General features: G+C 63.0%; 16 protein-coding genes and 1 tRNA gene. 8 read left to right on the forward strand and 9 right to left on the reverse strand.

The annotated features are described in order from the left end of the window. Positions 1 to 16: 16 nt before the first annotated feature. The 4 genes from EWM63_RS16095 to EWM63_RS16110 all read right to left on the reverse strand — a co-directional run bounded on the left by EWM63_RS16095 (position 17) and on the right by EWM63_RS16110 (position 4,404). Complete coding sequence (locus tag EWM63_RS16095; protein WP_207221101.1) at positions 17 to 901, reverse strand: SMP-30/gluconolactonase/LRE family protein; 885 nt, start codon at positions 899 to 901, stop codon at positions 17 to 19. Beyond that, complete coding sequence (locus EWM63_RS16100) at positions 901 to 2,481, reverse strand: aldehyde dehydrogenase (NADP(+)) (RefSeq protein ID WP_229487306.1); 1,581 nt, start codon at positions 2,479 to 2,481, stop codon at positions 901 to 903. The genes EWM63_RS16095 and EWM63_RS16100 overlap by 1 nt, the downstream gene beginning before the upstream one ends. Before the next feature lie 11 nt (positions 2,482 to 2,492). Further along, positions 2,493 to 3,404 carry a 5-dehydro-4-deoxyglucarate dehydratase gene (gene kdgD / locus EWM63_RS16105; RefSeq protein WP_130187446.1) on the reverse strand — a complete coding sequence of 304 codons (912 nt, stop codon included), beginning with the start codon at positions 3,402 to 3,404 and terminating at the stop codon, positions 2,493 to 2,495. 271 nt (positions 3,405 to 3,675) lie between these two features. After that, positions 3,676 to 4,404 carry a FadR/GntR family transcriptional regulator gene (locus EWM63_RS16110; protein WP_130187447.1) on the reverse strand — a complete coding sequence of 243 codons (729 nt, stop codon included), beginning with the start codon at positions 4,402 to 4,404 and terminating at the stop codon, positions 3,676 to 3,678. A 179-nt stretch (positions 4,405 to 4,583) separates the two neighbouring features. On the opposite strand from EWM63_RS16110, the gene EWM63_RS16115 reads away from it, so the two are divergent. From EWM63_RS16115 to EWM63_RS16130, 4 genes are all read left to right on the forward strand, one after another. Further along, positions 4,584 to 4,817 (forward strand): hypothetical protein, encoded by a 234-nt coding sequence (locus EWM63_RS16115; RefSeq protein ID WP_130187448.1) that lies wholly within the window; start codon positions 4,584 to 4,586, stop codon positions 4,815 to 4,817. After that, on the forward strand, positions 4,814 to 5,041 hold the full coding sequence (locus tag EWM63_RS16120; RefSeq protein ID WP_130187449.1) for a hypothetical protein: 228 nt from the start codon (positions 4,814 to 4,816) through the stop codon (positions 5,039 to 5,041). Before EWM63_RS16115 ends, EWM63_RS16120 begins: the two co-directional genes overlap by 4 nt. A 93-nt stretch (positions 5,042 to 5,134) precedes the next feature. Then, a complete protein-coding gene (locus EWM63_RS16125) occupies positions 5,135 to 5,488 on the forward strand; it encodes a hypothetical protein (protein WP_130187450.1) in 354 nt (117 codons plus the stop codon). A 197-nt stretch (positions 5,489 to 5,685) separates the two neighbouring features. After that, positions 5,686 to 6,099, forward strand: coding sequence for a hypothetical protein (locus EWM63_RS16130; RefSeq protein ID WP_130187451.1), 414 nt, complete (start codon positions 5,686 to 5,688; stop codon positions 6,097 to 6,099). 24 nt (positions 6,100 to 6,123) lie between these two features. Here EWM63_RS16130 and EWM63_RS16135 read toward each other — a convergent pair whose 3' ends face one another. The 3 genes from EWM63_RS16135 to maiA form a co-directional block, all read right to left on the reverse strand. Next, entirely contained in the window at positions 6,124 to 7,581 is a 1,458-nt protein-coding gene (locus tag EWM63_RS16135) for a GGDEF domain-containing protein (protein ID WP_165390841.1), read from the reverse strand. A 275-nt stretch (positions 7,582 to 7,856) separates the two neighbouring features. Then, on the reverse strand, positions 7,857 to 8,270 hold the full coding sequence (locus EWM63_RS16140; protein ID WP_130187453.1) for a cupin domain-containing protein: 414 nt from the start codon (positions 8,268 to 8,270) through the stop codon (positions 7,857 to 7,859). Between the two features lie 225 nt (positions 8,271 to 8,495). Next, positions 8,496 to 9,140, reverse strand: coding sequence for a maleylacetoacetate isomerase (maiA, locus tag EWM63_RS16145; RefSeq protein ID WP_130187454.1), 645 nt, complete (start codon positions 9,138 to 9,140; stop codon positions 8,496 to 8,498). Here maiA and EWM63_RS16150 point away from each other — a divergent pair. Together EWM63_RS16150 and EWM63_RS16155 are read left to right on the forward strand one after the other, a co-directional pair. Beyond that, positions 9,139 to 9,342 carry a hypothetical protein gene (locus tag EWM63_RS16150; protein ID WP_130187455.1) on the forward strand — a complete coding sequence of 68 codons (204 nt, stop codon included), beginning with the start codon at positions 9,139 to 9,141 and terminating at the stop codon, positions 9,340 to 9,342. The two genes, maiA and EWM63_RS16150, sit on opposite strands and share 2 nt — an antisense overlap. 9 nt (positions 9,343 to 9,351) lie before the next feature. Further along, a complete protein-coding gene (locus tag EWM63_RS16155; protein WP_130187456.1) occupies positions 9,352 to 9,753 on the forward strand; it encodes a VOC family protein in 402 nt (133 codons plus the stop codon). A gap of 171 nt (positions 9,754 to 9,924) precedes the next feature. Here EWM63_RS16155 and EWM63_RS16160 read toward each other — a convergent pair whose 3' ends face one another. Together EWM63_RS16160 and EWM63_RS16165 are read right to left on the reverse strand one after the other, a co-directional pair. Continuing rightward, positions 9,925 to 10,761, reverse strand: coding sequence for an EcsC family protein (locus tag EWM63_RS16160; RefSeq protein ID WP_130187457.1), 837 nt, complete (start codon positions 10,759 to 10,761; stop codon positions 9,925 to 9,927). A gap of 117 nt (positions 10,762 to 10,878) precedes the next feature. Next, positions 10,879 to 10,963, reverse strand: a tRNA-Leu gene (locus EWM63_RS16165). A gap of 422 nt (positions 10,964 to 11,385) precedes the next feature. Here EWM63_RS16165 and EWM63_RS16170 point away from each other — a divergent pair. Both EWM63_RS16170 and EWM63_RS16175 read left to right on the forward strand, forming a co-directional pair. Then, entirely contained in the window at positions 11,386 to 12,618 is a 1,233-nt protein-coding gene (locus tag EWM63_RS16170; protein ID WP_130187458.1) for a hypothetical protein, read from the forward strand. Between the two features lie 337 nt (positions 12,619 to 12,955). Further along, positions 12,956 to 13,414: a hypothetical protein gene (locus EWM63_RS16175; protein WP_130187459.1), complete on the forward strand. Its 459-nt coding sequence runs from the start codon at positions 12,956 to 12,958 to the stop codon at positions 13,412 to 13,414. Positions 13,415 to 13,446 lie beyond the last annotated feature (32 nt).

Genomic DNA, 13,446 nt, shown 5'->3' on the forward strand with positions numbered 1-13,446 from the left:
GGTATGACGATTTACATCAGAACGCGCACGTAGCGTCCGCCAACCCTTGCACACCCGGGTTCAGCAGGATGACACTGCCGCCCCATTCGGCATCTTCCGGTTTGCCGGAAACGATCGAAGTCACGATCATTGTCCGTAAATCAGCGCCGCCGAACGTGCACATGGACGGTTTCGCGAACGGCACGTCGATGCGGCGGTCCAATTTGCCCGAAGGCGTGAAGCGGAGCAGGGCGCCGGCGTCGTTGGCGCAGATCCAGTAGCAGCCATCGGCATCGACCACGGCGCCATCGGGACGGCCCACGTGGTCGGCAAGGTTCGCGAACACGCGGCGGTTCGACGGCGTGCCCGTTGCGATGTCGTAATCGAAGGCCCAGATCAGGCGGCTCTTCGGGTGCGAATCGGACAGGTACATCGTCTTGCCGTCGGGCGACCACGACAGGCCGTTCTGCGTCAGCAGGCCGGACACCACGGGTTGCGACAGGCCGTTGCCATCGTAGCGGTACAGCTGCCCGATGTCCTTTGCGGCAGCCATGTCCATGAACATGGTGCCGCTCCAGAAGCGGCCCTGGCGGTCGGTGCGGCCATCGTTGAAGCGCATGCCGGCACCGAGGTCGGCGGGCTTGCCCAGCAAGGTGGTGGCCACGGTGCCGTTGTCGAACAGGTCCACGTCGTAAATGCCCGTTTCCATGCCCGCGATCAGGCCGCCACGGGCACGGGGTGCCACGCAGCCGGCCATCTCGGGCAGGTCCCACGAGCGCGCCTTGCCGGCGGCAGCGAGCCGCCAGACGCGCTTCGCGGGAATGTCGACCCAGTACCACGCCCGGGCAGCGGCATCCCACGCCGGGCTTTCGCCCGTCGCGCAATGCACGCCGTCGATACGTTCGATCGACGGGTTCGCCATTACTTCAGCACCAGCTCGCCGTCGACGACGCGCGGGATGCCCAGCGAATTGGCGCTGTCCAGCGCGGCCGGCAGCAGCTCGGCCGGCACGTCCTGGTACGAGACCGGGCGCAGGAAGCGGTCGATCGCCGAAGCGCCCACCGAGGTGGAGCGGCTGTCCGACGTGGACGGGAACGGGCCGCCGTGCACCATGGCGTGCGACACTTCCACGCCGGTGCCAAAGCCGTTGAACAGGATGCGGCCGGCCTTGCGTTCCAGCGTCGGCAGCAGCTTGCGGGCGACAGCGATGTCGTCGCCAGTCGCGTGCACGGCGGCGGTCAGCTGACCTTCGACGTGTTCTGCTACCGCTACCAGTTCAGCTTCGTCCTTGGCGCGGATCAGCAGCGACGTCGGGCCAAAGATCTCGCCTTCCAGTTCCGGCTTGGCCAGGAAATGCTCGCCCGAGGTTTCGTACAGTGCAGCCACTGCGCCGCACGGCACTTCGCTCGTCTTGCCCTGGCCAACCAGGCTCACGCCTTCGATACCGGCCAGTTGCGCCACGCCCTTGTTATAGGCGGAGTGGATGCCCGGGGTCAGCATCGTGGCGGCGCCTTTTGCTGCCAGCGCGACTTTCACGCCTTCCAGGAACTTGTCCAGTGCCGGCGAATCGAGCGCGATCAGCAGGCCCGGGTTCGTGCAGAACTGGCCGGCGCCCAGCGTCAGCGAATCGGCGAATTGCTGCGGCAGCTTTTCGTTGGCAGCCAGTGCGCCCGGCAGGATGAACACCGGGTTGATCGAGCTCATTTCCGCATACACGGGGATCGGCTCTTCACGGGCAGCGGCCGTCTTCATCAGCGACACGCCACCTGCGCGGGAACCGGTGAAGCCCACGGCCTTGATGGCTGGGTGCGCTACCAGATTCTGGCCGATGGTCTGGCCGGAACCGATCAACATCGAGAACACGCCTTCCGGCATGTCGCACTCGATCGCCGCCTGCTGTACAGCCTTGCCGACCAGCTCGGAGGTGCCGAGGTGGGCCGAGTGGGCTTTCACGATGACCGGGCAACCCGCCGCCAGCGCCGAAGCGGTGTCGCCACCGGCCACGGAGAAGGCCAGCGGGAAGTTGCTGGCGCCGAACACGGCAACCGGGCCCAGGCCGATCTTGCGCAGGCGGATGTCCGGGCGCGGTGCCGGTGCACGGTCCGGCAGCGCGGAGTCCAGCGTGGCGGTCAGGTAGCGGCCGTCACGCACGACCTTGGCGAACAGGCGCAGCTGATTGCAGGTGCGGCCACGCTCGCCTTCCAGGCGGGCCTGCGGCAGACCCGTTTCCTGCATCGCACGTTCGACCAGGGTCGAGCCCAGGTCCATGATGCGGTCGGCGATCGTTTCCAGGAACTTGGCACGCTGTTCCGGCGTCGTTTCGCGGTAGCGATCGAACGCCTCGTCCGCCAGCTTGCAGGCCAGGTCCAGCTCGGCCTGGGAAGCCAGGCCGAAAGCCGGTTCGATCTGCTCGTTGCGAGACGGATCGATGGCCTTGACGGAGCCTTCCTTGCCGCTCACGACGGAACGGCCAATGATCATTTCACCTTTAATCTGCTGCATGTGTTCTCCTTTTACTGCGGGCCTTGTGCTCGCATCAGTTTTTCCAGCATCGCGAATTCTTCTTCGTTCAGGTCGGTCAGCGGTGCGCGCACCGGACCAGCGTCGTAGCCTGCAATCTTCGCGCCGGCCTTGACGATCGACACGGCGTAACCGGCCTTGCGGTTGCGGATGGCCAGGTACGGCAGGAAGAATTCGTCGATCAGACGGTTCTGGGTCTCGCGGTCGTCGTTGGCGACAGCGTGATAGAAGTCCATCGCCAGCTTCGGCATGAAGTTGAAGACAGCCGACGAGTATACAGGGACTCCGAGGGCTTTGTACGCGGCGGCATAAATCTCCGCCGTCGGCAGGCCGCCCAGGTAGCTGAAGCGGTCGCCCAGGCGGCGCCAGATCGACATCATCAGTTCGATGTCGCCGATGCCGTCCTTGAAGCCGATCAGGTTGGGGTTGCGGTCGGCCAGCTTTTCCAGCGAGTCGGCCGTCAGGCGGCAGGCGCCACGGTTGTACACGACCACGCCGAAATCGACGGATTTGCAGACTTCTTCCACGTGGCGCACCAGGCCATCCTGGCTCGCTTCGGTCAGGTAGTGCGGCAGCAGCAGGATGCCTTGCGCGCCGATCTTTTCCGCTTCCTGGGCGTAAGCGATGGCTTGACGGGTCGGGCCGCCGGCGCCGGCCAGGATCGGCACCACGCCGCGGCAGGTGTCGACGGCGGTCTTGATCACGTCGCCGTATTCGTTGGGAGTCAGCGAGAAGAACTCACCCGTGCCGCCAGCCGCGAACAGGGCCGAGGCGCCGTACGGCGCCAGCCATTCCAGGCGCTTCGCGTACGTGTCGGCGCGGAAGTTGCCTTCCTGGTCGAAGTCGGTTACCGGGAACGACAGCAGGCCATGGTTCAGGATTTTTTGGAGTTCTAACGGTTGCATGTGTGTCTCGCTTCTCAAGAAATGAACAACGGATAAAGGGTTGTGATGGCTCGCCATCGTTGTATGACATCGTACAACTATATCGGAAGCAGGGCAAGCGTTTTGGTGCGTCGATTGTTGCTCCAAAAATGGGGGCATAGCCGGGATTTCAAGGAGCATCGCTCCTTGCCGGCGTAGCGATGCTGGCTTGCAAGCCAACATTCCTTCCGTACCCTATTTTCCAAGCAATGTTTCCTGAAAAATGGGGACGTACCCCATTTTCCCGGCAACTTCAGCTGCCAGCGCTTTCTTCCTGCGCCTTGCGCAGCCGTTCGCGGCTGTTGGAGAGGTGGGTGCGCATCGCGGCACGGGCGCCTTCCGGGTCGCGGCGTTCGATGGCGTGGAAGATGTCTTCGTGTTCGCGGTTCACGCGCTGCAGGTAGGCCGATGGTTCGTCATGCGACAGCTGTGCGGAATTGAGGCGCGCGCGCGGGATGATCGTGGTGCCCAGGTGCGTGAGGATATCGACGAAATAGCGGTTGCCGGTGGCTTGCGCGATCAGCATGTGGAACTGCATGTCCGCCTCGATCGAGCCGCCCTGCAGGATGCGCTGCAGCGCTTCGCCCATGTCCTGCACCTGCTGGTCGGTGCGGCGCGCCGCAGCCAGCCATGCGGATTCCGTTTCCAGGCTGATCCGCAATTCGAGGATCGCCAGCACGTCTTCGATCGTGCGGATCGTATCCGGCGAAATCAGCAGCGCCGGCGCCGGCGGTTCCAGCACGAAGGTGCCGATGCCATGCCGCGTTTCCACCAGGCCGGCGGCCTGCAGGTGCGAGATCGCCTCGCGCACCACCGTGCGGCTCACGCCGTGCAGTTCCATGATCACCGATTCGGTCGGCAATTTTTCGCCCGGCTTCAACACGCCTTCCCGGATGCTCGCACCAATGCTTTCCACCACGCCCTGGGCAAGGTTGCGGTGGCGCTTTTTCGGCGCGGCGGGAGTGGTGGTGGTAGCGGTCATGCGCATGGGTATCCTCGAGAAGTGCCGATTATACCAGCACGCCACCCACGCCCATCCGGTTGTATGATGACTTTACAACTTATCGCCAATTGTCGCGAAATTGTCTTTTAGATACGGCAAGCGGGCACATGCGCAAAAAGCGGTGATACGCTGGAATACTCGACTATCCGGAGGATTCCATGAGATATGCCATCTTGTCCGCTGCCGTGCTGTTGACTGCATGTGCCGCTCCCGCTCCCGGCGACCAGGTCAACACGTTCAGCGAAGACGACAGCTACGTGCCCACTGGCAGCAATATTCCGCGCAAGAAGGTGGACAAGGACGGCAAGACCCTCGTCCTGTCGCGCGACGATGCCGGCAAGATGCTCCACGATGCCCAGTCGATGAACAATGCGATGGGCAGTAACCGGTGAAAACCGCCTGCCTTGCGGCTGCTCTCCTGTTGTCCGCTTGCGCCGCGCGCGGGCCGGCCGGCGAGGAGCCCGTGTTCGAGGATGCCTACACGCCGACCGGCAGCCTCATCCCTCGCAAGAACGCCGACCGCGACGGCAAACGCGTGATCCTGTCGAAAGAGAACGCGCAGAAAGCCGTCGAGGAAGTGCAGCGGCTCGGTGGCGGAACGGTGATGCCGCATTAGCCAGCGTTGCCAAAATAACGGCATGCCTTCCCGCTGCTGATATACTGTATAAAAACACAGTATATTTTCTGGTGGGCAAGCATGAGAATCAAAATGGTCAAATTGCGCATGGGGGGCGTCTCGCTCCCCAGCCGCGTGCTGGGCGACCGGGCCGCGCCGCGTTTCGGCGACTTGCGCATCCTCGACACCGACGACCAGGGCCTGCGCCGCCCCGTCAAGCTGGCCCGGTTGATGGAACACGATTCGCAAGTCATCCGCGAGACCCTGATCGATCCCCGCATCCTGTGGTGCGGCGATAACCGTTTCACGCTCACGGGTTTTGAGCGCATCCGCAACCGCCACGGCGAAACGGTCGAATACGCGCAGTCCTGGCTGTGCGAGATCGACACCAGCCCGCCCGATCCCGCCCCCGATACCTTGCGCGCCGCACCTTATAAAGACCGCTGAGACTTCGGCCTGTAGTACTCATGGCTGCACTCATGCCCACGCCATGTCCTGTCTGCTTCACTGACCAGACCGCTTGAAATGCCGGTTCCGCTGATGTCGTTTGCCGTTGAGGCGCACCAGCGGCGATCGCCGAAGCGCCCCCAGCCATGATTGCGGGGTCTACGATGGGGCGTCAACCGCTGAGTGAAAGGCCCATCATGACCCCGGAACAGGCAGCCATCCTCCTCGAACAGCTGGCGCTGGGCACCGACCCGCGCATCGGCGAGCCGCTGCGCGAAGGCGACGCGTGCACGATGCCCGAAGTCATCCGCGCATTGTTCATCGCACGCAATGCCTTGCAGGGCATGCTGGTAGTCGAGCCTGCAAGGCCAAGGCGCCGCGCGCCCGTGGTGCGCAACGGCGTGGTGCTGGCCAATGCGGGCAAGAAGTGGTCCGGCGACGATGCCGATACCTTGCTCCAGCAATTCGAGGCCGGCAGGCCGATCGGCGAAATCGCCGCGCAGCTGGGCCGCACCGATGGCAGTATCGTGTCGCGGCTCGTACAGGCCGGCGTGCTGCCGGACAGGGAGACCGGCTATGCGCTGATCAGGGAGCGCCGCGAACAGGCATGAGCCTGCCGTTACGCGCGGACACGATCAGCCCGAGATCTTGCCCATCGCGAGCGCTGCACTGGCGACGACCCTGTTGCGGCCCGCGCGCTTGGCATCGTAGAGTGCCGCGTCCGCCGCCGTGAGGATCGTTTCGACCGGCGTTCCCGGCTCGTTCCAGTGCGCCACGCCAATGCTGACGGTGGCGTGCAGTTGCGTGCCGTCCGCCAGCCTGGTCGGCTGGGCGGCGAAGGTGTCGCAAACGCGTTGCGCAATGGCGAGGCCATCGTGCAGGCCGCATTCCGGCAACAGCACGGCAAACTCTTCGCCACCAAGCCGGCCCAGCAAATCGCCCTTGCGCAGGCAGCCCTCGACCAGGCGCGCAAAACCGGTCAGCACCTCGTCGCCGGCCGCGTGGCCGTGCGTGTCGTTGACCTTCTTGAAGAAATCGATATCCATCATCAGCACGATCGCCGACGGCGTTTTCAGCCGCGCCGGAACAGCCAGCAAAGCCTGCGCGGCAGCCAGGAAGCCACCCCGGTTGAGCACATGCGTCAGTGGATCGTGCGAAGCCGCATGCTTCAGCCTGGCCAGCAACTCATTGCGTGCCATCATCACGCTGGCGACCGTCAGCGGCGCCAGCGCCGTCAGGATCACGCCGACGCGCAGCGACATGATCGCCTGCGGGCTGTCGACGCTGACGCCGATCACCAGCGCGCCGCTGGAAATGGCCAGCAGGGTCCACACGGAAAAAACAAACGTGATGCCGGCCGTGGCAAACAGGCTGTAGGTCAACGCGCACCACAGCAGCGCCGGAACGGGATAGGGCACCACTCCCGGACCGCCCAGCACGGTTCCCAGCCAAAGGCTGCCGGCGAAGGCGCCGAGCGGGGCCAGTTGCTCGACGCGCCAGCCTGGCCAGTCGCTGCTGCGCATGCGCCAGGAAAACGGGTGCGACAGCCTGGGCATGGTCAGCATCACGGGCAACATGGCAATGTAGTTGACCAGTTCCGTGGTGAACCAGAAGGCAAAGCCGTTCAGTGGCGTGCCGCCGAACAGCACGGGGTGGATGAAGATGCCGCTCACGCCGGCCGCCGCCGCACCGGCCGTGACCACCAGCACGAACACCAGCATCGAGCGCGGATGGCGCAAGCCCAGGTAGTCGGCGCTCATGCGCTTGAACAGCAGATAGCAGACCGAGATGCCGGCGAAATTCGTGGAGACGAGCATGATGGTCTTCGGCCAGCTGTGTGCCATCGTCAGGTCGGCCAGCACATAGCCGGCGACCGCCGCGATCCAGTGCGCCACGCCAGGCGGATGGGCACGCCTGAGCAGCAGGCCGACCAGTACCGCATTGGGTGGCCAGAATGCCGCGAGCACGCCGGGGACCGCGGTATAGATGCCGACGATGGAACAGGCATAGACGATCACACCGACCATGAGGGCATCCTTCAGGTCGAAGTCGGTGCGGGACCGGCCGTTGGCGGCGGACCGGTTAAAGCTCATGCGTTTCCTCCTGTGCTGCCCGGCAAGCGGCCGGTCGCGCCCGCCGGGCGGCAGGCCATCGGGCATTAGTAGCAAGAAGCCGCTGATCGCGGCGCCACGGATGGGTGATGCCACAGCGCGCGGACTTTTCAGCCTGTGCGGCAAGACAGTCCTGCGCCGGAACGGCGGGCTGCGGCAGGCAGCAACACAGGGTCGGGCAGTGGGCTTACCGGCTGGAACGCCGGCGTGAAGCATACGTTCTTAAGCAGGCGACGGCAAGCCGGCATGCCGCGCCGTCATTTCGCCAGCTTCACGAGCGGCTTGTCCTTCTCCACGATATACGTGGCCAGTTCCCTGGATTCGCCGCTGCCCACGTTGTGCGCCGAGTGCACGGCGCCGGCCGGGATGAACAACGTTTGGCCGGCCGTCAGCGTAACGGGGGGCTGGCCATCGATCTGGTACTCCAGCGTGCCTTCCAGCACGAAGGCGACTTCTTCGCCAGGGTGCGAGTGGCGGGGCGCCTTGACACCGGGCGCGAAATCTACCCGCACCTGCACCAGTTCCTTGCCGGGCACGGTGAGGTTTTCCTTCAGCAGGTCGACGCGGCCGAGACCGGCCACCTGGGCATGGGCACTCATGGGCAGCGCCGCCGCCAGGGACAGGGACAGGGCGAGGAGCGTGCTGGCGAAGCGGGAGGCAGGGTTTTTCATGGCGTTTCCTTTCGGTGAGTGGATGTTCACAGTAGGCCACCGCCACGTATATGGGCCATGTCGAGGTGTATCGAAAAAACGGCCGAAATTGTCCAGGCCGCCTGCGGATACTTGCGGATACATTCGAACCGCCGTCCCGGCAATGCCTATCGATCGTGCAACGGCGAGAATCGGGGTCTTGTCGTTATGGCATCATCACGCTGCCATGCCATTCCCGCAGCGATTTCAGGCAGCGTCCGCCTGGTTTTCGGGGCTGGCGGCGATAAACGCCGGCAGCGCTTCGCAGCGCCGGGCAATCGCGGTCAGCGTGGGATAGGGATCCAGGTCGCAGTCGAAGCGGCGCGCGTTGTACAGTTGGGGCACCAGGCAGCAATCGGCCATCGTCGGCGTGTCGCCATGGCAGAACAGGCCGGTATCGCCGGCACCCGCGACCTGGCGCTCCAGCGCTTCCAGCCCCAGCGCCACCCAATGGCGATACCACGCGCTTTTCTGCTCGGGCGTAACGCCCAGCGTGTCACTCAGGTATTTCAGTACGCGCAGGTTGTCGATCGGGTGGATATCGCAAGCGATCGCCTGCGACAGCGCACGCACGCGCGCCCGGCCACGCGCATCGGGCGGCAGCAGTGGCAGCTGCGGATGGGTCTCGTCCAGGTATTCGATGATCGCCAGCGACTGCGGCAGCACCAGGCCATCGTCCTCCAGCAGCGGCACCAGGTGCTGCGGATTGAGCGCGTCATACGCGGTACCGAATTGCTGGCCGCCGTCCTTCAGCAGATGTACGGGCAACAGCTCGGCTTCGATGCCCTTCAGGTTCAGCGCAATGCGCACGCGGTAGGCGGCAGAGCTGCGGAAGTAGGTGTGGAGTTTCATGGCGGTTCCCGGTGTTCGTGGCGATGCCAATGTAAGGCAGCGGCGTGAATTTTGCGACACGGATGCGGAAATGGGCTGTATTTATGCTGTAAATGCGGATGTGAACGCGGGCGAGGCGGATTTTTTTGCGTGCCTTGTCGATTCCATGCACCGCCGTTCGTCGTCAGGAGGGGCGGCCCGTCATCCGCCCCACTTTTTATAAGGGGGCATCATGAACAAGCAAGTCATCTTCAACCTGCCGGTCAGGGACCTGGACAAATCCAGGGCATTCTTTTCCGCACTCGGCTTCAGCTTCAATCCGCAGTATTCCGGTGAAAACGCCGCTTTCATGAACATCGTGGATGGCAGCATCCACGCGATGCTGATGACGGAATCCTTCTTCAAGTCATTGATCGACAAGCCCGTCGTGTCGGCGAGGGAGGCCAACGAGGTCATCATCTGCCTGAGTTGCGAGAGCAGGGAAGAAGTGGACAGCCTGATCGCCAGGGCCGTCGCCGCCGGTGGCCGCACGCCGCATCCGCCCGAGGACCACGGCTTCATGTACGACCAGGGGTTCGAGGATATCGATGGGCATTTGTGGAACCTGGTGTGGACAGCGCCGCAGGAGGATTGATTACCGGATGATTCTTGCGGCCCTCATGCGTGGTCCGCATCCACGAGTCCGCCGAAATCTTCCGAGCGTATATGCTGTTTTCCAACGCAGGCGATGCCAGGCCATCGAAACCGGCCTTTGCATGGAACGAGGTCCGCCTGCGACAAGCACCTATCACATGAAACTCGACACTCAGGTGGCCAGTGAACGCTGTACTTTGCGGATGCGTTCGAACTCCTGCCGAACGATGTCTTCTCCATAGATCGTCTCGAGCCGTAGCACGATGAAATGGCCGCGTGCCACGTCCTGGTAAAAATCCATGAACAGTCCATTGATGGTGGCGCCTGTGACGGCCCCGATCACAGGCGCTGCCTGTAATACAGCCTTCTCGGTGACGACAATGCCATACCGCACAGCAATGGCATGGATCAGCTGGGCGAGCCATTTACCCGCCGAGCTTGCCGATACTCCCTTGGCGATATTGTCGGCAGCGACCTTGCCAAGCGCCTTGGCTGTTTCCGAAATGAGCTCCGCCATTGCAGCTCTGCCGACGTAATAGGCGATCTCGGTATCGTCATCGTCTTCCTGCTGCTTGGAACCATGACTGAACACGCTCAGGCATTCAAGCTGGATCTGCCGGTCGGCGATCCGGTGTCCTTCGCTCCGGGCGATGTCGAGAATCGACCGCATTATGACGGTGGTGGTTACCGGAATTTCTACCAGCAACCCGGTGAAGCCGAAGAATCCACCGATCGCTCCGCTTGCAGCCGCAACCAGCGTATGCGATGCCGTCCAGGCTTCCTGCTTTTCACTGCCCAGTGTCCGCTCCGCCAATGCGATCGATTGCGTCAGGCCTTTCTCGGTAGCTGCCTGAATGCCGTCTTTGACCTTCGCAGGCAGCTTCTTGATCCCTGCTTCGATCGATGAGCCGACCGCATTGGAAAACCGGATAAGCACCGGTGTGGCGCAGAGCAGCTCGACTGCCCGCTCAAGATCCCTTGAATCTGATGCATTGTCACGCAGGTTCATCCTTCGGTCCTTTCTGATGGAAGAGCGGCATCGGATACTGCTGGCAAACAAAAAACCCGCTATGCCTGAGAGGCATGCGGGTCGTTGATCGCTGCTGGACTACGTGATACGTGTTCGTGGTGCCGGGAACCGGAATCGAACCGGTACGCCTTGCGGCGCGGGATTTTGAGTCCCGTGCGTCTACCTATTCCGCCATCCCGGCGACGCGCCGTGCATTATCACTGATTTGCCCAGCAGGAGCAACCCTGCATGCGACCAATAAAGTATTGCCAGTATCGTAATGGATAGCAGGGGCGATCGGCGCCATCGCCTTGCCAGTTCCGACACCAGGCTTCGCTAGCCGGCAGCGCAGATTGCAATGGGCGCAGAAAGTCATCCTGCCAACAAGGTGTGGCGAATTGGCACCGATCCCCGCTTTCCGGGCCACCACGATCTTTCAAATTTCCCCGGAGTGCCGAACGGCGTATCATTTCCAGCGTGGAGTCCGTTGTTTCGGAGGGCCGGAAAATGTCTTGTATATTCTTCGATGCATCTCTTGGCAGGCACTGCAGCAACGTAACGGTGCTGGGCTCGTTTTACTGTGCCAACCATGCCCGCTTGCGGCGGAGCAGCTCCGACTACCGCATGAAGCTGCCGCCAGCGATCCCGGACACTGCGCTGCCAACGTCGCTTGAACGCGCGCCGAACGACAAGGAAAAGCGACGGTTTGCCAAGGCCGCGACCAAGGCTTGCGCCGAGGTCACGTCGCTTGTCACGGCGCTCGGCGAAAGCCGGGGCTCGGACGCACAGGTGAATGCGGAAACGGCCATCCAGAAGGTTTTCGGCGCCACCCACGCCGGCAAGGCGGCCGAGACACTGAAGGACATGGCCTGGATCCTGAAGCGTTGGGCCCAGAAACCGGAGGAGGGCCTGTCCATCAGCGATACCAACGCCTTCCTCGGCTGGGGCGCAGGCACGAGCGTCCACGGCACAGGTTTTTTCCGGAACTGGACTGCCGCACCGATCAAGCTCCCCCGCGTTACCAAGGAGGGTGTCGATAACCTCTCGAGAACCTTGATACACGAGAGTGCGCATGGCGTTTCAAGTGAAATCCAGGACGCTTTTGGCTATCGCAAGATGAACCCCGGCAAGTTCTACCAGTCGACGTGCCAGCAGCGGCTGATCAACGCGGACCATTATGCGCAGTGCGTGGAGATTTTCTGCGGCAGGTTGAGCGGAGCTACCTGGGACAATGAACTGCAGGTCCACGGTGGCGCCAGCGGTGGTAGCGCGGTCGCCTCCAGGCTTGGCGCGGTTTTCGTCGACCTGCGAACGATCTGCATGCATGCCAAGATCGCCGGTGATCGCATGGTCATCGAGCTTACCGGAACCGATGCTGTACCCTTGGGTAGCAACGCGGCACATTACACACGGTTACTGGGTCGAACGTTCAGCCAGGCCACGGTGAGAGGCGTGGTGCGCGCCCGGATAACAGACATGGCGCATCAGATCCGCCGACTGGAAGATGCCCTTGCCGGCGTCGATTTTGGCGACGGCAACGTCATGGACATCGAGGATCTTTTCAAGGAAATGGATATCGCCCAAAAGGGCAGCGCGGCGATCGTGTTTCCCATCAACATATCGAATGTCAAGGTGATGGTGATCGCATCCCGTGGGACGGCGGAGCGGGATCTGCGTGGCCTGTTGCTCAAGGAAATGATCTCGGAGTGCCTGCAGTCGCACAATCCGGGCGACGCCGGCCGCGTCATCACGGCGGACAATCTGCACGCGCTCCACACCCACTATGCCAGGGGAGCAGGCATCCCGCCCATCGACGTCAACCTGTCGCCGGCCATGGCACGGCATGTCAACGACTAGGACCGGTTCTTGAGCGGATGTAGCGTGGAAACGGCATGCGCCAGCTTCGCCTGTCGCTAATGTCGTGCATGTCCGCGCCCTCGGCGCGCACGTGCAGTGTGGCGAAGGCGCGGCCTTCTGGTCCCGCGCGACCGGCAGCCGGCGAGCCAGGCGATCCCACCCATCCATGACTCCCGGCCGTAAGTCGTTCCATGCAGGGCGCCATGCATTCCATCCCCCGTTTTCTGCGCTTCATCGCTTCCCGCTGCCTTCCCGAAGTTGTCTTTGTTACCTTACATACGTCGCCGCACATTACATAAGAGGCGGTGACCACCTGGCAACCACTTCGGAGAATCACATGAACAAATCGATCATCGGCGCAGCAGCAGTCATCCTGGCCATCCTGTCGCCATTCGCAGCAGCACAGGCACCAGCATCGCAGGCACAGGACCAGGCGAGCGTGTCCGTTACCGCACCGCGCCAGTCCTACACGCTGGGCGTCAACGAATTCTCGGAATTCGCCAACTCCTATTCGCTGAGCAACGGCCAGGTCGCCCGGTTCGTCCAGCGCGGCAATCACTACTATGTCCAGCTGAAAGACACGCTGCGCGAGATGCAGCGTGCCGACAGCAGCGTCCGGACAATCGTCTCCACCCGGCTGCGCCCGATTGGCCCCGGCACTTTCGTGACCGACAGCGGTGCCGAGCTCACATTCCGCGACCATGGCGACGAAGTGCGGATCAGCGGGTTCGAGCGGCTGCCGCAATCGCGCGTGGCAGCCAACGACGTGAACGTGCAGATGATCGCGCGCCGCTGATGTAAAGCGATGCGCACCAACGGCAAAAGGCC

Source organism: Pseudoduganella lutea, from assembly GCF_004209755.1.
GTDB classification, from domain to species: Bacteria; Pseudomonadota; Gammaproteobacteria; order Burkholderiales; family Burkholderiaceae_D; genus Rugamonas; species Rugamonas lutea.